Below are 25595 nucleotides of genomic sequence, written 5' to 3' on the forward strand. Positions count from 1 at the left end.
CCTGACCATGGAGCGCCGGACCCTGTTTGCCGGATGGCTACTCCCGGCGCTCCTGGTGGCCCCGCAATTGGCGGTCACCATCCTATTTTTTTTCCTCCCCGCCTATAAAGCCTTCGCCCAAAGCGTCACCGCGACCGATGGTTTCGGCCTGCATGTCAGCTTCGTCGGCCTCGCCAATTTCGCCGCCCTGCTCGCATCGCCAAGCTACCAAGCGACCTTGCTGCGCACGCTGATTTTCTGCGCGTGCGTGACGCTCCTCGCCATGGCCGGCGGCCTCACCCTCGCCATCTTCGCGGATCGCGGCATCAAAGGCCAAGCCATTTACCGAACCTTGCTGATCTGGCCCTACGCCATCGCCCCGGCCATCGCCTCGGTGATTTTCGTGTTTCTGCTCCAACCCGAAATCGGCATGCTCACCCGCCCGCTCGCCGCCTTGGGCATCGATTGGAATTACGCGCTGAATGGCGGCCAAGCCTTCGCTCTGGTGATTTTCATCGCCGCCTGGAAGCAAGTCGCCTATAATTTCATTTTCTACTTGGCCGGCCTGCAATCAATCCCAAAATCCCTGATCGAAGCCGCCTCGCTCGATGGCGCGCATGCCTGGCAGCGTTTCCGCAGCATCATCTGGCCCCTGCTCGCCCCCACCACCTTCTTCCTCATCATCGTCAATCTGGTCTATGCCGCGTTCGACACGTTCGCGCTGATATTCGCCCTCACCGAAGGCGGCCCCGGCACCGCCACCGAAACCTTGGTGGTCAAAGTCTATCGCGATGGCGTCATCAATCTCGATCTCGGCGGCTCCGCCGCCCAATCGGTGATCCTGATGGCCCTGATCGTCGGCCTAACCATGATCCAGTTCCGCTTCGTCGGCCAGCGCGCCGCCACATGAAAACCGCACCATGAAGGCACGCATTGGCCCCCGCCCAGACTATCTCGCCCACGCCATCCTGCTGCTCGGCGTGTTGATTTTTGCCCTGCCGCTCTGGGTCACCTTCGCCGGTGCTACCCAATCCGCCGGAGCAATCAATCGCGGCGACATTTCGCTCATCCCGCGCCTCGCAGGCCTTGGCAATTTTATCACCGTGCTCGGTTCCGGCGCCACCGCGCAAGGCGGCGTGCCGGTCGGGCGCATGCTGCTGATCAGCTTCGCCATGGCCATGAGCATCGCCGTCGGCAAAATCATCATCTCCGCCCTCTCCGCCTTCGCCATCGCGTTTTTCCGCTTCCCAGGCCGAAAATTGGCGTTCTGGCTGATTTTCATCACCCTGATGCTCCCCGTCGAGGTGCGCATCATCCCCACCTACGCGGTGATGGCGGATTTTCATTTGATCAACAGCTTCACCGGCCTCACCATGCCGCTGATCGCCTCCGCCACCGCAACCTTGCTGTTCCGCCAGGTGTTCCTCGCCGTGCCCGATGAGCTGGTCGAAGCCGCCAAGCTCGATGGTGCCGGGCCGATGCGCTTCTTCATCGATATTTTGCTCCCCGTCTCCGGTGCCAATCTCGCCGCTCTGTTCGTCATTCTCTTCGTCTATGGCTGGAACCAATATCTCTGGCCGCTGCTGGTCGCCACCAACGGCAAGCTCGACACCATCGTGCTCGGCATTGTCCAAATGATCTCCACCGATCAAATGACGCCGTGGAATCTGGTGATGGCCGCCACCATCTGGGCCATCCTGCCGCCGGTCTTGGTGGTGATCCTGATGCAGCGCTGGTTCGTGCGCGGCCTCACCGACGCCGACAAATAATCGTTCAATAACCGCTCAATAACGGACCCATCATGGCACGGTTACAACTCCAAGGCATCAGTAAAAATTTCGGCAAAGGCACCATCCTCGCCGGGCTGGACCTTGATGTCGCCGATGGCGAAATGCTGGTCATTGTCGGTGCGTCGGGCTGCGGCAAATCCACGCTCCTGCGCCTAGTCGCCGGCCTCGAAACCCCCAGCGCCGGCCGCATCCTGCTCGATGGCGAGGACATTACGCACCGCGACCCGGCCCAGCGCGACATCGCCATGGTCTTTCAAAACTACGCGCTCTATCCGCATATGACCGTGTTTGAAAACATGGCCTACGGGCTGAAATTGCGCGGGCTGAGCAAAGCAATCATCGCCGAAAAAGTCGCCGCCACCGCCGCCACCCTGGGCCTGGACTCGCTCCTCGCGCGCAAACCCCGCGAATTATCCGGCGGCCAGCGCCAACGCGTCGCTATGGGCCGCGCCATCGTTCGTGAACCAAAATTATTTCTGTTCGACGAGCCGCTCTCAAATCTCGATGCCAAATTACGCGTGCAAGTCCGCGCCGATATTCGCAAACTGCAAAAAAAGCTCGGCATCACCTCGCTCTATGTCACCCATGACCAAACCGAAGCCATGACCCTGGCCGATCGCCTGATCGTCATGAACCAAGGCGAGGCCGCCCAAATCGCCCCGCCGATGGAAATTTTTGCTCACCCCGCGGATCGCTATGTCGCCACCTTCATCGGCGACCCCGCGATGAATCTCTGCCCCGCCACCCTGCTCCCCGGCGGTGAGACCGCCCAACTAGCAAGCGGTGAGACCGCCCAACTAGCAAGCGGCCAAACCGCCCAACTGCCCGGCGCGACCATTCCGCTCCCCTTCCCGCCCCTGGCGCAACCCCCCGGCACCGCGATCATCGTGGGCATCCGCCCCCAACATGTCACCATCGCCGATGACCAAGACCCAACCGCCCTAAAACTCCAAATCGACCTCGTCGAACCCCTCGGCTCCGAAACCCTGATCCACGGCCACCTCCCCGATAACACCCCATTCGCCGTGCGGGTGCCATCCAACCCATCCCTGCTCACCCTAACCGAATGCCACGTGCGCCTCCCCCCCAACAATCTGCACCTTTTCGACGCCACGCACGGCAAAGCACTCTCTCGCCGCGCCACCCCCTAACGTCGCGCATCCGTCTTGGCTTTTGGATTATACGGCCCAAACGGCAAGCCCGTCGCCCGATTATAGAACAAGAATGCATTCGCCTGCGTTGCAGCAATCCGCCCCTGCACCGATTCCTTGCTGAGCATTTGCGACAAAGCCGCGCTAATCAACATCGCAAGCAGCGAGCTATCAGCACCCTGATTCGGGTCGTACGCATAGTCGATGCTACCTTTCCACAATAACGCCCCAGTCTTGGCGTCAACCAATCGGCTCGTCACATCAACAACCAGCACCGACTGCAAAATCTGATATTTCTGTCCAAAATGATTGATCGTCGTATAGAGCACCGCATCCGGGTGAAACACGGAATTCAATTTGCTCAGCTTGATCGCCTGAATCTGCGTGCCATTGGTCTCGCCATTCGCCCGCAAATAATGATCAACCAGCCAAACCGGAAACACATAATACCCCTCTTCAGCGAGAGGCCTTGTCACCGTTGATAAATAAACATCCCGCGCCTTAACATCGACGCTGTGATTGATCGGCGGCAACACCAAAATCGAGGTCGGCGGATGCGCCTGATACGCCGTATAATCATAGGGTTTAGACGCACAGCCGCTGAGCGCCAAAATTGACAGCAGCATCGCCGCGCCGATCATATACCACCGGCTCATGAATTGCCTCCCGCCCCAGACTGTGTCGTTGGCTGTGTCGTTGGCTGTGAAGCTGGCTCTGTCGCTGGCTGCTGAGGCTGCATTTTCGCCAATAGCCGGTCCATCAACGGCGCGGATGATGGATAAAGCTGCTTCTCCAATCGAAATTGCGCCGCGGCCTGCGCCATATCCCCCGCCTGATACTGCAAATAACCGAGTTCCGCATGTTCACCCGGCGGCACCCGCATACCCATCGACGCCGCCACCCGAATATTATTAGTCAAGTTGGTGATGGCCTCACTTGGATTCATACCACCGGGATTGGCATGCAACTTATACAAAACCGCCTGAGAATTGCCCCAATAATATAACGGCTTCGGCGGCGTGCAGCCCGCTAACAACCCAGCCCCGACCATGGCCGTCGCCATCGTCAACCACCGCCCCCGCACCGCCATAACTCTCACCTTATCGCTGCGGTCGCACGGGAGACCAAGCCCCGTTCAACATCCCCACCGTCAATTTATCAATCGCCTGCTCAATCGCCAGATTCAAAACCTTGCCGTTAATGATCGAATCATAGCCCGATGACCCGCCAAAACCCAGCAATTCCCGATTGCTCAGCGCGTACTCCCCCGCCCCTTGCACCGAATACAGCACTTGCGAGGTTCGCACATCCACAACATTCAAATCCACCTTCGCATAGACGGTCTGCGTCTTGCCCGCTCCCAAAATCCCATAGAGCTCCTGGTCACCCGTGGTCCTGCGGCCAAAATCAGTGATCGCCCCGGTAATCACCACCTGCGCGCCCTGCAACGCCTGACGCCGATGCCGCATCGCCGCCTCGCGCTGCAACTGCGCCATATTATTGCGATCAACCACATTAAACCGATTAGTCTCTTCCAAATCGGTCTCTAAAATCGCCTTCGCCTGATCGCCCAACACATCGCCATCACTGAAAATGCCAGTGCCATAGGTCGATTGATTGTCAAAACTCCCCAAAGCCACCGTATAGCGCGGCCCCGAATACCCCGTGCCCGCCATACTCACCCGCGACGGCTGCACCACCTGATGCGTCTCCGTCGCACACCCACTCACCAACAAAACCCCTAAAACCAACGCCCCGCGCGCAACCAACGTCCCGCGCGCAACCAACGCCCCGCGCGCAACCAATGTCATTTTGTCCCGGCAATCCATCAAACGCTCCCCATCAACGATCTAAAAATTTTCGCGCCGCACCGAACTCTATGTAGTCGTAATAACATACCAAAAAGTTAACGGACAGTCGTAAAAGAATCAACTTTTATTTCGCTCCTTTTTTCCCCTTTCGCACCCCCCTGCTCCTATGCCATGTTAGAGAAATGGAGCAGACCACTAACCCCCTCGCACAGAGTCTCGCCGACCGCTTCACCACCATCGCGCGCATGCTCCGCAAAACCCTCGGCGCCCCCGACTACGCCCGCTTTAATCTTTCGCTCAAGTGGGCCGTCTGGCACCGTATTTCTTTTCTCTCCCTCCGCTTCCGCGCCCTCGCCTGCAATCCCCGCCCCATCCGCGAACGGAAACCCGGCGCGAAAACTCAAACCGCGCCCGAACCCGCAGAAGCACCAGCACCAACCTCTCCAACCGGAGCAAAAAGGCGCGAAATTCCGGCGCAAAAAGGCTGGCTGTTGCAAACCTTCCCCGGCCATCACATCCCCTACGTCCGGGGTCATCTGATCCGCTTCCTCGAAGACCCTGGCTTGTCGCTCCTCCACAGCGAAAACCCACGCATCGGTCGCGTGCTACGCCCAATCTGCCACATGCTGGCAATTCCGCTGCCCAATTACCTTAAATTACCGCGCAAACCCCGCCCACCTCGCCCCAAATCAGCTCCCAAACCAGCGCGGCGGAGCGAAAAACCGGAGCCGTCATTTTACGACTATATGCTGGCAAAATATCCTGCTCCGCCGCCACGCCCCACGCTGCCCGGCCACATCTACGCACCCCCCGTCCGCGCAAAAATCAACTTCGAGCGCTAGGCGCGAAATTGCGACCTAATCGTTGCGTTTACATAACAAATAAATTCAACCGCCCTTCGGATTGGCCAAAAACTCATGCGCAGCGGGGTCCGGTCCAGGCGGCGGCGTCCAATTCGCCGGGGCGCCATCCGCCCCACCCGCGCCAGGACCAAATGGCGGTAGTTTTAACCCATGTGCCTTCATAAAGTCATAACATTTTAGTTTATAATAGTACCCCCAACTGTCAGGCGGCGGAAATGCACCGGCCTTACCCTTAAATAGATCAGGAAATGTCACAGGTTCATCAGGATAATCAAACTTGGCACCAAGCTGCAACATTTTCAAAACAACGTCCCAATCAACAGCCTCCGCTGCATATAATATCGCGGGTGACCCACCTTTCATGTCCCACCCACCAAAAGGTCGGCCCGCCATCCAATTCCCACCCTGATCAGGCGGTTGCGCACTGGCCCCACGAACGTTCAGATCAGCGCCATACTTCACCAACAACTCCAAGCCTGCGAAATCACGGTCGGCCAAGAAATGCTCAATCACAAACGAACCTCGGGGCGAAAACGTATTCGCATCACCCCCATGCGCCAACACCATCGGCAAAGGCTGCGGATCACGGGAAAACGCCCGCACCGCCAACGTCACCGCATTATCCCCACCCCGATCCCGCAAATTCGGATCAGCCCCCGCCTTCAATAACGCCTCAACAGCCCGATTCCGAAACTGCGCAACCGCATATTCCAAAATCGTCCCCCCCACCTCTCGCTCCCGCGCATTCACCGAAGCCCCATGCGCCAACGCCGCCGCAATCGCAGGTGGACTATCCGCATCCACCGCAAGCTGCAACGCAACATCCGAACCCTGAAAGTAAAGATTATTGGCCATGGCCGATCCTGGATGAGCAAAATTCACAGAAATCACTGCCAATACAACCAATGTCAGCCAGCGGATAAAACCCAATCCGGCCAAAAGCCTCACCGGCTCGCGCCAGGCGGTGGCCATTTTTTTTCTGCCCGAAGCACCACCACCTCCTTCGGCGGTGGTGGTGGCCATGGAAATCCAGCGCGTTTCAACCGCTCAATAACATCCGCCAAAGCGCGTCCCTGCGCGCTATCCGGTGCCACATGACTAAATTTCGCCGATAAACCAAGCGTGCCGCCCACGTCATCCGTTGCCCATAATGAGGCACCCCGATCCAACAAATACAGCACCATTTCCCAATTGTTCGTATCAGCCGCCGCTTCCGTGATCGGCTCACCAAGGCTATTGCGCGCGTTGATATCCGCTTTATGTTCCAACAATAAATCAACCGCACCACGTTGATTGAGCAGCACGGCGTTATACAAAGCGGTCTCGCCGCCAGCGCGGCCATTCGGATCAGCCCCCGCCTGCAACAACATCCGTGCGATCGTCAAATCACCCGCCATCACCGCCGTATAAAGTGGCGCATTGCCAGCCGCCCCATTCGGGTTCGCGCCAGCCCGGAGCAAAGCCGCAACTTCATCAGGGCGCAGCCGCGCCACCGCAATCAATAATGCCGTAATCCCATCCGGCGATGCCGTGTTGATCCCCTCCGGCAACCCTTTCGCCAACATCACCGCCCGATCAATTTCCCCCGCCGCAACCGCATCAGCAAACTGCCGCGCCGGTCCCGCTGGAAAATGATCCAAATCCAGAACAACCGGCCCATTGCGAACATACCGCGTCATTCTCACAATCCTTTCAAACCTTAACTTACCACTAGCCTGACCGCGCACCGCCGAAAGCGGAGCGATCAGCCACGACCACAAAAGTGGCCGACGTTTCACGTGCAACCCAACTCTCGTTGTTTGGCCCTAATCCCATTTTGCACCCACGGCATTTTATGGCGGTCAATCGGACTATACTTTGCTAACCCCGTTGTTCCGGCCGGCGGGTCCGCCGGCAGCACATAATGATGACCCGCAGCGGGCGGCAGAAGTTTGTTGCCTCGGATCAGCTTGATCGCCGCTAACAATGGTCCAAGAACAGGAACCATTCCGAGCGCAATGATTGGATGAGATTGGACCGCGTTAAGCACTTCCCCCGCGACATGGTAGGCCGTGATCTTACTCGTCGCCTGTGCAAAGCTCTCGTTCAGAGATCCTTGCATGGTAACACAGATAATGACAGCAAAAAGCCCCAGCAACACACCGCGCCATGGTGAAAAATATCCACCAGCACGGCCAATTGCCCCCCGTCCCCGATCAAGCCCCTTGCTCACCCAACCGCTCCTATGCCATGTTAGAGCCACGAAGATCTTTACTAACAAGCCCGAACCACATCTCGCATGGTCACTTTATCCCCGATCCTCCGGCTCAAAATCAGCTTTCGGCACAGGAGTCACAATATCAATAACATCAACGCTGCACCCAAATTCGGTTTACCCCGCCTTCGGATTGGCCAAAAACTCATGCGCAAACGGGTCCGGTCCAGGCGGCGGCGTCCAATTCGCCGACGCACCATCCGCCCCACCCGCACCAGGACCAAATGGCGGTAGTTTCAACCCATGCGCCTTCATAAATTCATAACATTTGAGCTTGTAGTAATAAAGCCAACTGTCAGGCGGCGGAAATGTTGCGCCGTTGCCCCGATACATGTCAGTAAAAGTTATCGGCTCGTCGGGATAATCAAATTTTGCTCCCAGCTGCAACATCTTCAAAACCACGTCCCAATAATCCGCGCTTGCTAGGTCCAATATCTCAGGTGGCCCCCCTTTCATGTCCCACCCGCCAAAGGGTCGTTCCGCCATCCAATTCCCGCCCTGATCAGGCGGTTGCGCGCTTGGCTGGCGCACATTCAGATCAGCGCCATACTTCACCAACAACTCCAAGCCCGCGAAATTACGGTCCGTCAAGAAATGGTCAATCACATACGAACCTCGCGGCGAAAACGTATTCGCATCACCTCCATGCGCCAACACCATCGGCAAAAGCTGTGGATCACGGGAAAACGCCCGCACCGCCAATGTCACCGCATTATCCCCATCCCGATCCCGCAAATTCGGGTCAGCCCCCGCCTGCAATAACGCCCCAACCGCCCGATTGCGAAACTGCGCAACCGCATATTCCAAAATCGTCCCCCCCACCTCCCGCTCCCGCGCATTCACCGAAGCCCCATGCGCCAACGCCGCCGCAATCGCAGGTGGACTATCCGCATCCACCGCAAGCTGCAACGCAACATCCGAACCCTGAAAGTAAATATTATGGGCCATGGCCGATCCTTGCGAGGCAACACAGATAAAGACAGCAAAAAGCCCCAGCAACACACCGCGCCATGGTGAAAAATATCCACCAGCACGGCCAATTGCCCCCCGTCCCCGATCAAGCCCCTTGCTCACCCAACCGCTCCTATGCCATGTTAGAGCCACGAAGACCGTTACTAACAAACCCGAACCACACCTCGCATGGTCACTTTATCCCCGATCCTCCGGCTCAAAATCAGCTTTCGGCAGAGGAGTCACAATATCAATGACATCAACGCTGCACCCAAATTCGGTTTATCCCGCCTTCGGATTGGCCAAAAACTCATGCGCAGCGGGGTCCGGTCCAGGCGGCGGCGTCCAATTCGCCGGGGCGCCATCCGCCCCACCCGCGCCAGGACCAAATGGCGGTAGTTTTAACCCATGTGCCTTCATAAAGTCGTAACACTTTAGTTTATAATAGTACCCCCAACTGTCAGGCGGCGGAAACGCACCGGCCTTACCCTTAAATAGATCCGGAAATGTCACAGGTTCATCAGGATAATCAAATTTTGCTCCCAGCTGCAACATCTTCAGCACCACGTCCCAATCACCGGCACGTGCAGCGTATAATATCTCAGGCGGACCCCCTTTCATGTCCCACCCGCCAAAGGGTCGTTCCGCCATCCAATTCCCACCTTGATCAGGCGGTTGCGCGCTTGGTTGGCGCACATTCAGATCAGCGCCATACTTCACTAACAACTCCAAGCCTGCGAAATTACGATCAGTCAAAAAATGACCAATCACATACTCCCCTCGGGGCGAAAACGTATTCGCATCACCCCCATGCGCCAACACCATCGGCAAAAGCTGCGGATCACGGGAAAACGCCCGCACCGCCAGCGTCACCGCATTATCCCCACCCCGATCCCGCAAATTCGGATCAGCCCCCGCCTTCAATAACGCCTCAACAGCCCGATTCCGAAACTGCGCAACCGCATATTCCAAAATCGTTCCCCCCACCTCTCGCTCCCGCGCATTCACCGAAGCCCCATGCGCCAACGCCGCCGCAATCGCAGGTGGACTATCCGCATCCACCGCAAGCTGCAACGCAACATCCGAACCCTGAAAGTAAATATTATTGGCCATGGCCGATCCTTGCGAGCTAACACAAATAAAAACAACAAGAAGCCCCAGCAACACACCGCGCCATCGCGGCAAGCCTGCAACAAAACGGTCGATCATCCGCATGATTGCATAAACCTTTGCAGTTTGCTTCGGTCCTTTTTAACAACGTTTTCCATCGGAGCCACAACATTGCTAATTTGATGTTGCGCCAAATGCCCCAGACTAGGCCCCTTGTCACCCGCACCCAAAAGCCGCCCCATGAGCGACATTGAATGCGGGATTGTATTGAAGCTTCCAGCACGAACCGGCGGAAATAATGATTTCGCATTTGGGTCATCCGCGAATTTCTGCATTATACCTTGCAGTTGTTGTAAAAAACCTGATCGTGCCTCTTGAAAAACTTGATTATCTTTGGCCACCTCCAGATAATTCGTATTGACGCCAAGCGCGTCAGCCGAATTCAAATCATCCTCTAGGATTGCCGACTGCGGATTTAAATAATTGATTTGGATCGGCGATCCACCCAGGAAAAATTTCTCAAGGGGTGAAACGTTCCCTGACAATTGGTTGTACAGATACGTCATGTTATCCAAATTCGCTTCATGCCCCGTCGTGTCATTCATCATCGTCAAAAAATCGCCTTGTGCACTGAAGGCTGTTGTTCTTGATTCAAGATTAGACATGGCATTCATTGGAAGAAACTGCGCCCAGGAATCAGATATTCCGGCACTATTGAAAACATTAACGATCGAATCAGGCGATGATAGACCACCGACTTGCGCTAAGCCACCACCTTTTGAGTAACCCGCGATATCAAAATCGGTGTTGGCGCTATGTAACGTCTTGGTCAAAGTTTCCATTGCCTTATATTGGGGTGTCTCCTCTCCTAATCCATTGTCAATGTTTGTTCTCCAATCAACCAATGAATGAGGTTCAGTATCGCGAGGAACTAAAATGAGCTTGCCGGTCGCTTGATCGCGAAATAATGCCGCTCGAAATCCGGATTTGTCATCGCGCAGCATCTTATTGGTAATCGTGCCTGGCGGTAATCCAAGTGCAGCATTCAGCGCCGCCGCATCTAACGGCATCCGCTCCAGACATGGGCCCACGGGCGTCTCTTTCGCGCCATCCGGCGAAGAATCGCCCAACGCGTTCATATTCTGCGCAGCGCGTGCCGAGGGTAATGCGTTTGAATAGGTTTGAAACTCGTTCGCGGTCTGGCCAATCGATGCCGCCTGTTCCTGACAGCGCGAGGGGCGCGCCCCCGGATGCTCCCGTTGTTGCGCCAGCAAATCATCAGCGCGCAGCCTCGCCGCTTTAGCCAGCTCATCATCCTTCGCCTTGGCATCGGCGCAAGCCTTCGGACATTCTTGAACCGGCTGGCTGGGAGCAAACGGCCACATTAGAGATCAAATTCCGAGAACCGCAGCATCCCAGACTCCTCAATCGCAACTTTCATCGGATAATCCGGTTGAGCCGCTCCAAGGCAGCGTGCGATCAGCTCATCCGTGGTATGACCATCCGTCTTCAAAAATCCCGCATCAAACAGCAACCCATATGTCAGCGTAATCACAACAAGATATTCCGGCAACTCGCGCAATTTGGGCCAGATCCGATCCCAAATTGACGCGGCAGCGTCTCGACGTTCCAAAAACGCCCTGAACTCAGGGCGCCGACCCCGCTCCAATAAAAATGCGAGTAGGCGGGAAAATAAATCAGCACGGGTAAAGGCTTCATATAAGCTGGGCGAAATCTGCATTTCACTCCGCGCCGGCACCTCAACCCCTTGAGGCCGATCCCACGCAATGCTCCGTCCCTCCGGCGACTCGCCATAGAAGGTGCGGATCGGGCCGAATAATCGGGCCTGCTCCAACGGCGTGCTATTCTTGATAAAAGTTTCCAGCACCCGCGGGTCCCAAAACCGGAACAGCACCAGCCTCCCATCAGGCAAGCGTACCCGCAGCAAGGTTTTCAAATGCAAGCGCAAAGCCTGCATCCCCACATCGCCCCGGCAGGCAATGCCATAGCTTTTGCCCCGCCCATTCTGCCGCCACCAATCCAGCAACAGGCCCGGCTGTGGCATCGCCATCACATGGGGGGAGGCCCGCCGCACCGCATCGGCCAATTCACCGCCGAACAAACATTGCGCATCCGGCGCCAGCACCGTCATCGTGTCGAACACAATCGGGTCGCGCGCCGGGTCGAGCACCGCGAACAAATCATTCGGCAAAGACCGATTAAAGGTATTATCAACCAGCATGGCAAATCGCGCAGAACGGCTTACCCAGCGCCGCCGCTTCGGTCAGCACTGCCGCCTGGGCTGCGCCATCGCCCGCACTGCCCAACTCCCCCATCGATGCCGCTGACCCGGTGCCGATCAACACGGTTGGGCACCCCAACGCAATCACCCCGCCATGCGCGGTTTGATCGCCCATTCGCGCCGCCTGCAACCCATTGATCAACACGGTCGGCGAACCCATCACAATCGTATCGGGCGGGCCAACGCAAGTGACGGTATCGCTCACCCGCGCCGCAGGCAGGCCCCCAATCAACACATTCGGCGAACCCAGAATGATCGGCCCGCCCACATGCGGCACCGGCCCGTCCGCCGCCGGGCATGTGTGCAAATCGGTAATCCGCGCTGCTGGCTTCTCGCCGGCCATATATCAACCCTCGATCAAAACGGCTCTTCCGCGCCCGGCGGCACCGGCACGTGAAACGCCTTGATGGTCATCGAAATCAACCCGTAATACCCTAAAATCCCCACCAGCTCGACCGTGCCGGCCACTCCCAACGCCGTCACTGCACGCTGATAAACCGGGTCGGACACCGCCCTCGTCTCCCATAATTCCCGCGCCAAATCATAAACCGCTTGCGACGCCTCATCGGCGAAATGCACCTTCTCTCCCGCTTTCATCGCCGCAATCGCTGCCGCACTCACCCCGGCTGCCTGCGCGATCGGGGCATGAACATGCCATTCAAACCCGGCGCGCCAATAAGCTCCGGTTACCAAAATCGCCAATTCTGACAAAGCCGGCGGCAGTGACGTGCCGAACCGGCAAAACGCCCCCAAAGCCTGCGCCCGCTCGGCCAATTCTGCACTCTGCAACCAAACCGCGAGCGGCCCTTCCACAATTTTGCGCGGGCCCGCCAAAATCGCTTCATAGGCAGCGCGCTGCTGCGGGTTCATCGCTTCAGGCGCCAGGGTCGGCACCCGTGGTTGCACGGCGCTCAATGCCGGAAATGCCGCATGCCGGTGAACACCATGGCGATCCCGGCTTTATCCGCCGCCGCAATCACCTCCGCATCCCGGATCGACCCACCCGGCTGAATAACCGCCGTGGCCCCTGCCGCAATCGCCGCTTCCAGCCCATCGGCAAACGGGAAAAACGCGTCCGAGGCGACGACCGACCCGGCAATGGCGTCCCCACCTTTCAGCGCTGCAATTTTCGAACTATCCACCCGGCTCATCTGCCCCGCACCAATTCCTGTTGTCGCCCCCGCCTTGGCGTAAATAATTGCATTCGATTTAACATGTTTTGCTACCGTAAAAGCAAATAGTAAATCATTAAGTTCGGCGTTGCTCGGCGCGCGTTGAGTGACCACCCGCAAATCCTCACGCCGCACCCGGCCAGTATCGCGGTTTTGGGCCAAAAATCCGCCCGCGACCGAGCGGATCATCACGCCCCCTGAAGCCGGGTCAGGCAAGCCGCCCGTCAATAACAGGCGCAAATTTTTCTTGCGCGCCAAAATCTCGACCGCCGCCGGCTCGGCATCCGGCGCGATGATCACTTCGGAGAAAATCTCAGCCATCAACGCCGCCGCCGCCGCATCAAGCGTGCGGTTCACCGCGATGATCCCGCCAAACGCGCTGACCGGATCACAGGCCAGAGCCTGCTCCCAGGCATGCGCCAAGTCACGCCCCATCGCCACACCGCACGGATTGGCATGTTTGACGATCACCACAGCCGGGTGGCTCAATTCGGCAACGCATTCGAAAGCCGCGTCAGTATCATTGATATTATTATAGGATAATTCTTTGCCCTGCACCTGCCGGGCCGTAGCCACACCGAACCGCGCACCATCGGCATAGAAGGCCGCCTGCTGATGCGGGTTCTCACCGTAGCGCAAATCCTGCTTTTTCACGCCCGCCACCGCGAGCCGTGCGGGGAAAATCTCGCCGGATTGCTGCGCAAACCATGCCGCAATCGCCGCATCATAGGCTGCCGTGCGGGCAAAGGCCGCCGCCGCCCAGGCCTGACGCTGCGCCAGCGACGTCCCACCATCGTTGAGGGTTTCGATCAGCCCGGCATATTGCGCCGGATCGGTGAGTACGCCGACGAAATCATGATTTTTTGCCGCCGCGCGGATCAAGGCCGGGCCGCCAATATCGATATTCTCCACGCAATCGGCAAAATCGGCCCCTTTCGCGACGGTCGCTTCGAACGGGTATAAATTGACCACCAGCAGATCGATCGGCTTGATCCGATGCGCGGCCATTTGCGCGACATGGGTTGGGTCATCCCGGCGCCCGAGCAGGCCGCCGTGAATTTGCGGGACCAGGGTTTTGACCCGGCCATCCAATATTTCAGGAAAGCCGGTAAAATCGGCGACCTCGACCACCGCGATCCCGGCGTCGCGCAACGCCCGCGCAGACCCGCCGGTTGAGAGAATTTCCACGCCCCGCGCCGTGAGCGCCTGCGCCAACGGCACTAGGCCGTTTTTGTCGGACACTGAAATCAAGGCGCGCCGGATTGCCAAAAGATCGTTCATCACCCGCTCCTATACCGAACCCACCCCACCGATTAGGGCGTTACCGCGACAGCCGATACCGCATTCGCCGGTGATCCGTGAATGATTTTGGTGCTGATCAGCAAATACACCACGGCCTTGTGGTCAGGATCGACAAAGCGATAAAGGTCGAAATGTTTGACCAGGAGCGATGCCGAAATCGAGCCGATTTGCTGGCGACGGGGCATATTGGCCGACAATTGCACTGGCCCGGTGGCAACACAGGACAAGCCGAATTTCGAGGGGTCGGTTGCGACTCCCAAACTGCCTTTGATCCCGCCGGTTTTGGCAAAGCTGGCATAGCACGCGACGTTCGGTAGCTTCGGATCATCCAGCCGCTCGACCACCACTTTATTATTGGCCCCCAGCAGCCGAAATTCGGTGGATGCCGCGCCAATCCGCGTCTGCGCCTGGGCGACCCCCGCCATCAGCGTGGCTCCCAGCAGCAATCCTGTCAGCATGGTTTTCATTCGCCGTTCTCCTGTTCGATCAAGCGTTGATAAAGCCTCAAGGTCTGCGTGCAAATCTCGGTCTCCGAAAAATTCGACAGCACCCGCGCACGCCCGGCACTGCCCATCCGTGTGCGCAAATCGGCATCGCCAATCAGCCGCGCCAAGGCACCTGCGAGTGCGGCTTCGTCCTGTGCTGGGACCAACAATCCGGTTTCCCCATCGATCACCGCTTCGCGGCAACCCGTCACGTTGGTGGCTACGCAGGGTAGGCCACTAGCCATCGCTTCGAGCAAAAATTTTGGCATACCCTCACGATAGGAGGGCAGGCAGGCAATATCGCATGATGCGAGCAAGCCCGCCATATCACCCACCGGGCCGAGCCAGCGCACGGGCGCCGCACCGCGTAATTCGGCCTCGCTCAGGGCGGCTGGGTTGCCGGGATCCGGCGCGCCGGCCAGCAGGAAATTGGCGGCGACCCCTTGCGCATGCAGTAATTTTGCCGCTGCGATGAATTCGCGGACCCCTTTATCGCGCAGCATGCGCGCACCGAGCACCACCTGCACCACTTTGTTGGACCGGGGTTGAGGCGTAAACTGGGTGATATCAACGCCGGCCCCGCGGATCAGCACCGTCTGCGCGGGCGCGATGGCACCGGCGGCGATCATTGCGGTGCGATCCTCGTCATTCTCGAACACGGCAACCGCGCCGCGCGCACCAATGGACGCGCGCAAGGCGATGCCAACAAAAGGCCGCAACAGCCGTGCTTTCAGCGTTGGCGAGGAAAACACAAAACCTTGGCCAACAGGCGCATTCACCACGCGGCGCAGCTTGGCGAGCCGAGCCGCGAGACTGCCCAGCAGAATTGGCTTGAGGGCGACATGATGCACAATATCAGGCTTGAGGGCGCGATAATGCCGCACGATGCTGCGCAGCAGCCGGAATTCCGCCAACGGGTTCAGCCGGGCGCGCACAAAATCGACGCCGATCACCGTGAAACCATCCGCGCGCAAGGACGACGAGGCGGCGCTCGCGGTGCGGGTGAGAACACTCACCCGCCATCCGGCAGCCTGGGCGGCGCGGGCGCGGGCGCGAAAATGCGAGGCAAAAAACCAATCCTCGCCGATTAAAAACACGATATGGCGCCCGGCAGGTTTAGGGTTGGCTGTCACGCACCGACCCGGTCTGCCAGCGCCACGCATCGCGGCACATATCTTCAATGCTGAACCGCGCCCGCCAGCCGAGAATTTCGGCGGCCAAACCTGGATCGGCATAGCATTCCGCCACATCGCCGGCGCGGCGCGGCGCAATCCGATAGGGCACTTTAACGCCGGTGGTCCGCTCGAAGGCGGAGATCATATCGAATACAGAATAACCTGTGCCAGTGCCCAAATTGACCGTCAACGCACCATCCTGGCGGAGCACATGGGCGATGGCGGCCACATGCGCCTCGGCCAGATCCATGATGTGAATGAAATCGCGCACCCCGGAGCCATCATGCGTGGGGTAATCATTGCCAAAGACCGCCAACTCGGCGCGCTGGCCAGCGGCAACTTGGCACAGGAACGGCATCAGATTGGCCGGCACGCCGCGCGGGTCCTCGCCGATCAGGGCAGAGGGATGCGCGCCGACCGGATTGAAATAGCGCAGCACGGCGGCGGAGCGCAGCGTGCGGGTGCGCACCAGATCCGTGATCATCCCCTCCATCACCAGCTTGGTGCGACCATAAACGTTGGTAACGCGCAACGGGGCTGTCTCGGTGATCGGGCACTGATCGGGCGCGCCGTAGACGGTGGCAGAGGAGGAAAACACCAGCCGCTCAATGCCTACACGGCGCATTGCCGCGAGCAGCCGCACCGTGCCGACGATATTGGTATCGTAATAAAGCAGCGGTTCCGCCTCGCTCTCGCCGACGGCCTTTTTGGCGGCGAAATGGATCACCGCGTCGATCTCGAACGCGGCGAGGCCTGCGCTCAGCGCCGCCTCATCGCGAATATCCACCTCGATCACCGGCAAGGTCACGCCGGTCAGCCGACGCAAGCGCTCAGGCACATCTCGCGCGGCGTTGGAAAAATCATCAAGCAGCACAACATCATAGCCGCGTTCAAGCAAGGCCACAGCCGTATGCGAGCCGATGAACCCTGCCCCGCCGGTCAATAAAATTCGCGCCATGCCCACACCTATTTCATGATCAATAACGCGCTGCTATCCGGCGTTAGCCCACTTTGGTCAACGCCCATTTCACCTGCTGCGCGCCATCGACCATGCCGGTGAGCACTAATTGCTCGGCCCGGCGCGGTTCCACGCCACCGAAATAAACGCTTTCCTCGATGCTGAGCGCCGCACCATCGGCGCGAAACCGCCAGCCTTGGCCACTTGGCAGGCGCAGCAGCGCACTGCCGCTATCTTGCTGCAAGCTGACCGTGACCGAGGGGTGCAAATGAAACCGCAAGCTGTATGGCTGGCCTTCATCAGCCTCGATGGCGTCTTCGCCGCGCACATCCTCGCCGCTTTCAGCGAGATAGAGACGGCGGCGATGCAGGGCGCCGAACAGGCCGCGCCAGCCATCATGGCTAAGTTCGAGCCAATGCGCGCCATTGGCCTCTTGGCGCTGCGCATCGACCTGGGTGGGGCGGCGACCCAAGCCGTTTGCCGTGAGTTCGGAGGAGGAGACGTCCGCGATCACCAAGGTGGAATGCGCGGCGGTGGCACGCAGCGCATCGTGCCATTCGCCGGCGGATGCCGGTGCGGCCCCGCAATTGACCACCACGCGCTCACGCCCGACCGAAAATTCGAATGACAGCGTGCCGGCATGAGCCAGCCGATCCGCACCCGATGGCGCAGGAACCCCGGCATCGACGATGATGACGCTTTTGCCGGCAGCGAGTCGGTGAAATCCGCTCACCGGCAAGGCATTGGAGCTGCGCCCGGTGCGCCCCGCCTGGCTGAGCACCAGATCGATCAAATTGGGCCAATCCTCGCGCGAGCCGTTGAACAGCGCCAAGCCACCATCGCCATGGCGCAGGGCGCGCAGGGCGACGGCCATACGTTCGATGGCGCCGGGCAAAGCGGCGGGGGCTTCGGCGCGGCCCGCTTGCAGCAAGGCGCGGATCTCGGTCAAATCCTGCAAGGCTTGTAAATGTGCCGCCGGGCTGCGTTCGACATGACCGCCATCGGCCAAGACTTGGCGTTCGATTTCCGGCGGTAAAAACCGCAAGGCGCGGGGCAAAAACACCGCATGTTCCGGCATCGCGACCGAGGCGGCGATCAGGCCTTTGAGCGCGGTTAATCCTGAACCATCGCGTGCTTCGGCGGGCAAGGCAGCGGCGAGGGCGCGCGCATCCGCGACCAGCCGCGCCATCATTGATTGGCGAAACACATCATCGGCAGAGGCTGCGAAGAAATCGTAATGGCCGAGCCAGGACGCCAAGCGCGCCCCGGTGACCGCTGGTTTCATGGCCCGCTCCGGCAACGACCCGCACTCGATCCAATCGGTGATCAAGGCCCGCGCTCGCGCCCGTGCGGCATCGGTGCCAAGCGCGCGCAAATCGCGCAGCCAGGTGAAGCCGTGAACATGATCGAGCAGCAAAACACTGCCAAGGGCATCAGCAAAGCTGCCGGGCACCAGGCGGCGTGCGGCGCCTCGATAATCGATATCGCCTTTGAGCAAGCGGGCGCCGTGGCCGGGATCACCAGGCCAGGGATCGCGGATTGATAAGGAGGGTGCGTCGGGGATGGCTGGCCCGCGCAATCCAGCGAATCGCGCGACCCATTCGCGGGGGCCGCTCATCGGTGGCGCTCCGCGCTGAATGACAGTCGCTTGGGCCGTCGCGTGCGATTAGGGTTCATCCGGTAGGCCATGGCGCATCTTAGAGGAGCGAATCGCTTCACCACAAGCGCCGCGGCGCAGCTTGTTGCGCGGGCTGGTTGGCCGCCGTTCAGCCTTGCCGGTGCTTTGCGTAAAAAACTATTGCAATCGATTGCAAACCCGTCTACCGATACTGGCAGCTGAGCAATTGCTGAGAGGCGTTAGTCAAAACGCACCAGATTCGACAGGGAGAGAACAATGATCCGCCATCGCGCACTATCACCGCACGCACCTTCGCTTTTTGTAACGACGGCGCTGGTCGCCACCATGTTGAGCTTCGCCTGCGCGCAAGCCCAAACCACCCAACCGGGCAATGCAACGGCCCCGGCCCAGGCTGCGAAATCGACCAAGCCCGCTGGAACCCAAGCGGGAAGCCAGACTGCAACCCACGCTGCAACGAATGTCAATCCGCTCAATCTGAGTGCGATCGTGGTCACCGGCACCGCCCATCATGTGACGGAAATGCAGTCCAGCGTGTCGGTGAGCACGCTAGGGGCAACGCAGATTAGGCGCACGGGGGCCAATTCGGCGACGGCGGTGTTGCGCAACGTGCCGGGCATTCACACAGAATCCTCTGGCGGCGAGGGCAATGCCAACGTCACTGCGCGCGGTTTGCCGATTTCGGCCGGCGGTACACGCTATGTGCAGTTTCAGGAAAATGGTTTGCCGGTCTTGCAATTTGGTGATCTCGACTTCGCCACACCGGATAGTTTCGTGCGCATCGATGGCCTGCTGAGCCGCGTGCAGGTGGTTCGGGGTGGCTCCTCCTCGGTGTTTGCGACCAACGCGCCGGGCGGCATTATCAATTTCATTGATCGCACCGGTCGCGATCAGAATGGCAGCGTTTCGGTGACGAGTGGGCTTGGCTTTGATGAACGCCGGGTCGATTTCAATTATGGCGGGCCGATTGATGCCAATGATCGCGCGGAAATCGCTGGTTTTTATCATGTCGGCACCGGCAACCGCACGTCCGGCTTGCAAGTGTTCAATGGTGGCCAGATCCATGGCAATTTCACCCATGATTTTTCCGGCGGCTTCATTCGGTTCCGCTTCAAATATCTGAATGATCAAACACCGACCTATCTGCCGGTGCCGGTGAGCACGGTGAATGGCCAGATTGTGCCGCTGCCGGGCATCGATCCGCGCTTTGCCAGTTTTTACTCGTCCAATCTTGGCTCGGACGTGACGTTGACGCCCTCGAACGGGCGTGCGGCGACCAATTTTGCGACCGGATTGTCAACCAAGACCAAATCGATTGGGTTTGAACTGCGCAAGACGTTTGATAACGGGTTTCGCGTGGATGATAATTTCGATTTTGCTGCAAATTCTGGGAATTTCTTGGGGATTTATCCGAGCGGCAACTCGATTGCCTTGACCGGCGCGACCTATGCGGACGGCCCGAATGCCGGTTTGCCGTTCACGGGTGCGGCGTTCCCGGCCGTGGTGTTCGATACCAAATTGAACAATCTCAATTTGCTCGCGAATAATCTGCAGGTTTCGCGTAACATCGCGACCGGCGGCTTTGGCACATTGACACCGAATGTCGGTTTCTATGCCTCCCAGCAGCGTGTTTTTGAAACCTGGAACTTCAACAGCTATATTTTCCAGGCGACGCAGAATAATCCAGCGTTGATCAACAGCACCACCTCGATCGGCGGTATCGGCAGCGGGTTTGGCGGCTGTTGCGAGCGGGTGATTAATAACACCTACGTCACCACCGCACCTTATGCTGACCTTGGCTGGCAGATTGGCCATTTCAATTTCGATGGCGGCATCCGCTACGATATGCAATCGGCCTCAGGCTATTATAATTTTGGCACATTGGGGCCGAACGGCGCGTTCTACACGCCGGCAAACCAGCAGCCGGTGAATTATAAAGTTCACCATCTGTCCTATTCGTTTGGCGGCAATTATGAGTTTGATCGTCATTTGTCGGTGTTTGCCCGGATTAGTAATGGTGTGTCGTTCAACGGTGACCGGTTGATTTCAGCGCCGAATAGTTCGCTGGATGGCACGGTGCCGATCCCGATCAATGTGGTGAAGCAATATGAAGGTGGCGTGAAATTCCGTCAGGATAATTTCAGCAGCTTCGTGACCTTGTTCAACGCCGATACTGCCGAATCGAACTATGATCTGACCACGCAAGTATCTTCGACCAATACCTATCGCGCCTATGGTGCCGAAGTTGATCTGGGATATTCCTACCACAATCTGACGATCAGCGGCAGCGCGACCTATACCCATGCGCGGATCACCAAGACCAATATTGCTGACACGCTCGGGCGGATTCCGCAGCGCCAAGCCAATTGGATTTTCCAAATCTCGCCGACCTATTACTATCATCACCTGACAGTGGGCGCGAATATCGACGGCACGACGTCATCCTATGGCGATAACCAGAATACCATCGTGATGCCTGGTTATGTGTTGTTTGGGGCGTTCTTGAATTACCAAATCACGCCGAAACTCTCGTTGTTGATCACTGGCAATAATCTTGCCAATGCCATCGCCTATACGGAGTTTGACAATATCAGCCCCGGTGTGGCCACGGCGGCGCGCGCTGCCAATGGCCGGACGGTCAAGGCCACGCTGCGCTACAAGTTCGATTAATGATGGCGTCCCGCCCGAGCGATCGGGCGGGATTTTTCAGGCCGGCAGCGCTGACGAGGCTCTGATCATCAGCGTTGTGGGCAATTCCACAGAATTCACGGCCTCGCCTTCGATCAGGCGAAATAATAGATCAACCATGGTGCGCGCACCCAAAGCGATGTCCTGACGCACGGTTGATAAAGCGGGCGTGTAGGCAGCCGCCACCATGATATCGTCAAATCCGACCACGGCAACATCGTGCGGCACTTTCAGGCCGTGCTGATCGAGCGCCCGGATCGCGGCAATCGCCACGATATCCGAGGCGGCGAACACCGCATCGATGGCGCGGTCACGATCGAGAAATCCGGAAATGGCAGCGAACGCCCCCTGCCGGTCAAATGGCACGGGCAGCAGCAAATCGGGCGCGACCGACAGGCCCGCCTCGTTCAAGGCCTGGCAATAGCCTTGATAGCGGGCGGCGACTTCGGGCAATTGCCGATTACCGAGGAATGCGATGCGCCGATGGCCACAGGCCAGCAAATGGCGCACCGCCGCTGCGGCACCACCCACATTGTCCGAGCCCACCGTGATGTAGCGATTATCGGGCTGGCGCGCGCCCCAGACCACCAAAGGTTGGTAATGCTGCGCCAATTCATTGATCAGATCATGTTGCGTGCTCTGACCGATCAGCAGCACACCATCGGTGCGGCCCTCGCGCAGCAGGTCGGTCAGCATGCGCGGCACGTCTGAGCGGATTTTGCGCAGCAACAAATCATAGCCCCGATTGCTCAACTCGTCCGCGAGATTGCCGAGCATTTCCAGAAAGAACGGATCGGCAATGCCCTGCTCGGATTCGTGCGAGAGCGGAAACACCACACTGATGGTTCCGGTGCGCGATAGCCGCAGATTGCGCGCCCGTTGATCGATACTGTAACTATGGCTCGCGGCGATGTCCTCGATCCGCTTGCGTGTGGCTGCGTTGACCAGCTTACTGCCGGCTAGAGCCCGCGACACGGTGGATTCCGAAACCCCCGCGAGCATTGCGATATCGGCCATTTTGACCTGGCCACCGACATCGCCCAATATCCCCGGATTCAATTCCGGTTCGGCGGCGAGCACGCGTTTTGATCTCTGGTTGGGCAATCCGTGATCCAATTCTGGTAAAAGCGAAGGCTTGCTCCGCGATGAACCATTAAGCGGTCATAACCGATCCATTCGCGACTGGGCAAGCGGGCCTAAGCGGGCGGCGCTCTTGCTGGGAAGCTGGGTCGCTGGCACGGTGCCGCGATCAACAGCGAGCTGGCCGGTGATTCGACCTGAACAGTAGGGAGGGCGCACTTGCAATCGATTGCAGTCGTGTTAAACCCTGGATTAGCGAGGATAGTCACGTAACGACCGGGCGAATAATGGGCTTGGATCAAGCCGGGTCGCGCCAAAACAAGGGGGAACGACGAGGGCATGATGCAGGAAGACGCCAAACCGGTTTTATCGATCTGGCGGATTATCCTGATGAATGTCGGTTTCTTTGGCATCCAGTTCAGTTTTGGCCTCCAACAAGGCAATATGGGGCCGATTTACAGCTATCTCGGCGCCAGCGAAGCCGCCCTGCCCTTGCTACAATTGGCGGGGCCGGTGACCGGATTGGTGCTGCAGCCGATCATCGGTGCGATGAGCGATCGGACGATTTCCCGGTTTGGCCGACGCGTTCCCTATTTTTTAATCGGCGCGGTTTTGTGTACCATCGGGCTGTTCGCGATGCCCTATAGCCCCGCCCTCTGGGTGGCGGCGGTGCTGCTATGGCTGCTGGATTCGGCGAATAATATCACGATGGAGCCCTATCGGGCGTATGTCAGTGATCGATTGAACCCACGCCAGCGCACGGCTGGGTTTTTGACCCAAGGTGCGTTTACCGGGTTGGCGCAGACCCTGGCATACATTGCGCCCACCGCTCTGGTGCTGCTGGGCATGCATCGTAACGCGCTGAGTGCCAATGGCATTCCCGCGATTACCCGTGCGGCGTTTGTGATCGGCGCGGTGATCTCGATCACGTCAATTTTATGCTCGGTGCTCACCGTGCCAGAACTCAAATCCAACGCCGCCGACATTACCGCGATCCGCGCGCAAAAGCCGGGCGTGCGGGCGACCTTGGCGGAAATCATCAGCGCCATGCGCGCCATGCCGGGGCCGATGCGGCAAATGGCTGTGATGAGCCTGTTTCAATGGTATGCGATGATGGCTTATTGGAGTTACGTGATTTATTCGATCGCACAGTCGGTTTACCATACGTCCGCGCCGGCGTCGGCGGGGTTTCGTGCGGCGGTGCTGACCAATGGGCAGATTGGGGCCTGGTATAATTTGATCGCGTTTGTGGCAGCGTTTTTGATGATGCCGCTTAGCCGCCGGTTCGGGGCGCGCCTATTGCACGCGGTCAGTTTGACCGCTTGTGCGATCTCGATGCTGACCATTCCGCTGATTGGCGATAAATCGATGTTATTCATCGCGGTGATGGGCATTGGCCTTGGTTGGGCAAGCATGATGGGCAACCCGTATATCATGCTGGCCAACTGCATTCCGCCGGCGCGCACCGGCGTGTATATGGGCATATTCAATATGTTCATCGTGGTGCCGATGCTGATCTTTGGCTTGACCATGCCGTTGATTTTTCATCCGCTGCTCGGGGGTGATCCGCGCAACGTGCTGCTGTTAGCGGGCGCGTTGATGCTGCTCGCCACACTCGCCACGCTGCGGATTCGCACGACTGCGCCGACAATTTTGCCGCTCCAACAATCGGATCATCATGCTGTCTAACATTGCTACAGCGCATACCAGCGCCATCACGCCGCCGCCCACTGAATGGTCCGGCGCAATCATTGCCCGCATCAAGCCCGATCCGGCGCGCACCGCGCCGATCATCAACGCAATCGATGCGCAGCCGATTTTACCCGATCTTGACGTGTGGGACATGTGGCCGCTCGCCACCGCCGATGGCACCGCGGCGGCAATTGCCACCATCGCGGGGACCGGCACGCTTTGGTTTGCGTTGGCGGCGCCAAAATGCCCCGACCCGATTGACCGGCACGGGCTTGCGCGCATCCGCCTGCTTTGGCGCGTGGCCGGAACCTGGCATGATGCTGGCAACGCACTGCCCGATTTATGGGCGCCGGGTAGCCGCGAATGGTCAGGCTCGGCCTTGCTTGATGCGGATGGGGTGACGGTGCATTTATTCTTCACGGCGGCGGGCACACGCGGTGAAGCGATTCTGACGGTGCAGCAACGGTTATTTCAGACCAAAGGCCAGCTCAATCGCACCGATACTGTGCCGCGCATTGATGATTGGCAGCCGGCGCGGGAAATTGTGGTGGCGGATGATGACATTTATTTGCGCGTGCCTGCGGAGCCGGGATTACCTGGTCACATCAAGGCTTTTCGTGATCCTGGGATTTTTTGCAATCCCGCCGATGGAAAAACCTATTTGGTCTTCGCAGCCAGCATCAAGGCCGAAAGCCATCGCGCTTGCGGCGCGGTAGGCCTCGCAGTGGCGCGCGATGCCAGCCTGGAGCACTGGGATTTACTGGCGCCGATTGTCACTGCGATTGGTGTGACCGATGAGCTGGAGCGCCCGCATTTGCTGTTTCGCGCCGGGCGATTTTATCTGTTCTGGTCCACGCAAAATCAGGTTTTTGCGCAGGGCGGCCCCGCAGGGCCGACCGGGCTTTATGGCATGGTGGCCGAGCAGATTTTCGGCCCCTATTGTCCGCTGAATGGCGACTCCCTAGTTATAGCGAACCCGGCGGCGGAAAAATTGCAGGCCTATAGCTGGTGGGTTTTGGGCGATGGCTCGGTGATCAGCTTCATCGATTATTGGGGTCTGCAAGGCCGTTCGCTCGCGGATCATCCTGCGTTGATCCGCAGCCAGTTCGGCGGCGTGCCTGCTCCGGTGTTGCAATTGCGCATCGAGGGGGAATCCGCCGTTCTCGACCAACCCGACTAACCGCCTGCGGAGCAAA

25 protein-coding genes are annotated in these 25595 nt (G+C 58.7%); 7 read left to right on the forward strand and 18 right to left on the reverse strand.

The genetic code is table 11. The annotated features are described in order from the left end of the window. Positions 1-7: 7 nt before the first annotated feature. From ACYUCQ_RS02345 to ACYUCQ_RS02355, 3 genes are read left to right on the forward strand one after another with little or no spacing between them, the layout of a single operon-like run. A complete protein-coding gene (locus tag ACYUCQ_RS02345; RefSeq protein ID WP_460252890.1) occupies positions 8-889 on the forward strand; it encodes an ABC transporter permease subunit in 882 nt (293 codons plus the stop codon). Between the two features lie 10 nt (positions 890-899). Beyond that, the gene (gene ugpE / locus ACYUCQ_RS02350; RefSeq protein WP_460252891.1) at positions 900-1748 is read left to right on the forward strand and encodes a sn-glycerol-3-phosphate ABC transporter permease UgpE; all 849 of its coding nucleotides are present in this window, start codon (positions 900-902) and stop codon (positions 1746-1748) included. Positions 1749-1780: 32 nt separating this feature from the next. Next, on the forward strand, positions 1781-2920 hold the full coding sequence (locus ACYUCQ_RS02355; protein ID WP_460252892.1) for an ABC transporter ATP-binding protein: 1140 nt from the start codon (positions 1781-1783) through the stop codon (positions 2918-2920). Here ACYUCQ_RS02355 and ACYUCQ_RS02360 read toward each other — a convergent pair. The 3 genes from ACYUCQ_RS02360 to ACYUCQ_RS02370 are packed head-to-tail and all read right to left on the reverse strand — an operon-like array spanning position 2917 to position 4749. Next, positions 2917-3576 (reverse strand): DUF799 domain-containing protein, encoded by a 660-nt coding sequence (locus ACYUCQ_RS02360; RefSeq protein WP_460252893.1) that lies wholly within the window; start codon positions 3574-3576, stop codon positions 2917-2919. The genes ACYUCQ_RS02355 and ACYUCQ_RS02360 overlap by 4 nt on opposite strands. After that, positions 3573-3983: a DUF4810 domain-containing protein gene (locus ACYUCQ_RS02365; protein ID WP_460252894.1), complete on the reverse strand. Its 411-nt coding sequence runs from the start codon at positions 3981-3983 to the stop codon at positions 3573-3575. The genes ACYUCQ_RS02360 and ACYUCQ_RS02365 overlap by 4 nt, the downstream gene beginning before the upstream one ends. A gap of 37 nt (positions 3984-4020) precedes the next feature. Next, positions 4021-4749, reverse strand: coding sequence for a CsgG/HfaB family protein (locus ACYUCQ_RS02370; protein WP_460252895.1), 729 nt, complete (start codon positions 4747-4749; stop codon positions 4021-4023). A gap of 164 nt (positions 4750-4913) precedes the next feature. On the opposite strand from ACYUCQ_RS02370, the gene ACYUCQ_RS02375 reads away from it, so the two are divergent. Beyond that, on the forward strand, positions 4914-5573 hold the full coding sequence (locus ACYUCQ_RS02375) for a hypothetical protein (protein WP_460252896.1): 660 nt from the start codon (positions 4914-4916) through the stop codon (positions 5571-5573). 45 nt (positions 5574-5618) lie between these two features. On the opposite strand, the gene ACYUCQ_RS02380 is transcribed toward ACYUCQ_RS02375, so the two are convergent. The 14 genes from ACYUCQ_RS02380 to ACYUCQ_RS02445 form a co-directional block, all read right to left on the reverse strand. Then, positions 5619-6449: a hypothetical protein gene (locus ACYUCQ_RS02380; RefSeq protein WP_460252897.1), complete on the reverse strand. Its 831-nt coding sequence runs from the start codon at positions 6447-6449 to the stop codon at positions 5619-5621. A gap of 89 nt (positions 6450-6538) precedes the next feature. Next, complete coding sequence (locus tag ACYUCQ_RS02385; protein ID WP_460252898.1) at positions 6539-7273, reverse strand: ankyrin repeat domain-containing protein; 735 nt, start codon at positions 7271-7273, stop codon at positions 6539-6541. Between the two features lie 95 nt (positions 7274-7368). Next, positions 7369-7806 (reverse strand): hypothetical protein, encoded by a 438-nt coding sequence (locus ACYUCQ_RS02390; protein ID WP_460252899.1) that lies wholly within the window; start codon positions 7804-7806, stop codon positions 7369-7371. Between the two features lie 159 nt (positions 7807-7965). Beyond that, a complete protein-coding gene (locus ACYUCQ_RS02395; protein ID WP_460252900.1) occupies positions 7966-8922 on the reverse strand; it encodes an ankyrin repeat domain-containing protein in 957 nt (318 codons plus the stop codon). 159 nt (positions 8923-9081) lie between these two features. After that, positions 9082-9912 carry an ankyrin repeat domain-containing protein gene (locus tag ACYUCQ_RS02400; protein ID WP_460252901.1) on the reverse strand — a complete coding sequence of 277 codons (831 nt, stop codon included), beginning with the start codon at positions 9910-9912 and terminating at the stop codon, positions 9082-9084. Between the two features lie 92 nt (positions 9913-10004). After that, on the reverse strand, positions 10005-11294 hold the full coding sequence (locus tag ACYUCQ_RS02405; RefSeq protein WP_460252902.1) for a hypothetical protein: 1290 nt from the start codon (positions 11292-11294) through the stop codon (positions 10005-10007). After that, positions 11294-12151 (reverse strand): DUF4123 domain-containing protein, encoded by an 858-nt coding sequence (locus tag ACYUCQ_RS02410; RefSeq protein ID WP_460252903.1) that lies wholly within the window; start codon positions 12149-12151, stop codon positions 11294-11296. The genes ACYUCQ_RS02405 and ACYUCQ_RS02410 overlap by 1 nt, the downstream gene beginning before the upstream one ends. Continuing rightward, complete coding sequence (locus ACYUCQ_RS02415; protein ID WP_460252904.1) at positions 12141-12554, reverse strand: PAAR domain-containing protein; 414 nt, start codon at positions 12552-12554, stop codon at positions 12141-12143. The genes ACYUCQ_RS02410 and ACYUCQ_RS02415 overlap by 11 nt, the downstream gene beginning before the upstream one ends. Positions 12555-12568: 14 nt before the next feature. After that, entirely contained in the window at positions 12569-13081 is a 513-nt protein-coding gene (locus ACYUCQ_RS02420; protein ID WP_460252905.1) for a carboxymuconolactone decarboxylase family protein, read from the reverse strand. A 41-nt stretch (positions 13082-13122) separates the two neighbouring features. Beyond that, complete coding sequence (purH, locus tag ACYUCQ_RS02425) at positions 13123-14664, reverse strand: bifunctional phosphoribosylaminoimidazolecarboxamide formyltransferase/IMP cyclohydrolase (protein ID WP_460252906.1); 1542 nt, start codon at positions 14662-14664, stop codon at positions 13123-13125. 32 nt (positions 14665-14696) lie between these two features. After that, positions 14697-15152: a CreA family protein gene (locus tag ACYUCQ_RS02430; protein WP_460252907.1), complete on the reverse strand. Its 456-nt coding sequence runs from the start codon at positions 15150-15152 to the stop codon at positions 14697-14699. Continuing rightward, entirely contained in the window at positions 15149-16303 is a 1155-nt protein-coding gene (locus ACYUCQ_RS02435) for a glycosyltransferase family 4 protein (protein ID WP_460252908.1), read from the reverse strand. Before ACYUCQ_RS02435 ends, ACYUCQ_RS02430 begins: the two co-directional genes overlap by 4 nt. After that, entirely contained in the window at positions 16287-17303 is a 1017-nt protein-coding gene (gene galE, locus ACYUCQ_RS02440; RefSeq protein WP_460252909.1) for a UDP-glucose 4-epimerase GalE, read from the reverse strand. The genes ACYUCQ_RS02435 and galE overlap by 17 nt, the downstream gene beginning before the upstream one ends. Positions 17304-17346: 43 nt before the next feature. Then, a complete protein-coding gene (locus ACYUCQ_RS02445; RefSeq protein WP_460252910.1) occupies positions 17347-18921 on the reverse strand; it encodes a heparinase II/III family protein in 1575 nt (524 codons plus the stop codon). Between the two features lie 276 nt (positions 18922-19197). Between ACYUCQ_RS02445 and ACYUCQ_RS02450 the strand changes: the two genes are divergently transcribed. After that, positions 19198-21609: a TonB-dependent siderophore receptor gene (locus ACYUCQ_RS02450; RefSeq protein WP_460252911.1), complete on the forward strand. Its 2412-nt coding sequence runs from the start codon at positions 19198-19200 to the stop codon at positions 21607-21609. Between the two features lie 36 nt (positions 21610-21645). On the opposite strand, the gene ACYUCQ_RS02455 is transcribed toward ACYUCQ_RS02450, so the two are convergent. Further along, on the reverse strand, positions 21646-22644 hold the full coding sequence (locus ACYUCQ_RS02455; RefSeq protein WP_460252912.1) for a LacI family DNA-binding transcriptional regulator: 999 nt from the start codon (positions 22642-22644) through the stop codon (positions 21646-21648). 402 nt (positions 22645-23046) lie between these two features. Here ACYUCQ_RS02455 and ACYUCQ_RS02460 point away from each other — a divergent pair, with 402 nt between their 5' ends. After that, positions 23047-24396, forward strand: coding sequence for an MFS transporter (locus ACYUCQ_RS02460; protein ID WP_460252913.1), 1350 nt, complete (start codon positions 23047-23049; stop codon positions 24394-24396). Continuing rightward, positions 24386-25579 carry a glycoside hydrolase family 68 protein gene (locus tag ACYUCQ_RS02465; RefSeq protein ID WP_460252914.1) on the forward strand — a complete coding sequence of 398 codons (1194 nt, stop codon included), beginning with the start codon at positions 24386-24388 and terminating at the stop codon, positions 25577-25579. Before ACYUCQ_RS02460 ends, ACYUCQ_RS02465 begins: the two co-directional genes overlap by 11 nt. Positions 25580-25595: the final 16 nt, after the last annotated feature.

The organism is Acidiphilium sp. MT5, from assembly GCF_054767495.1.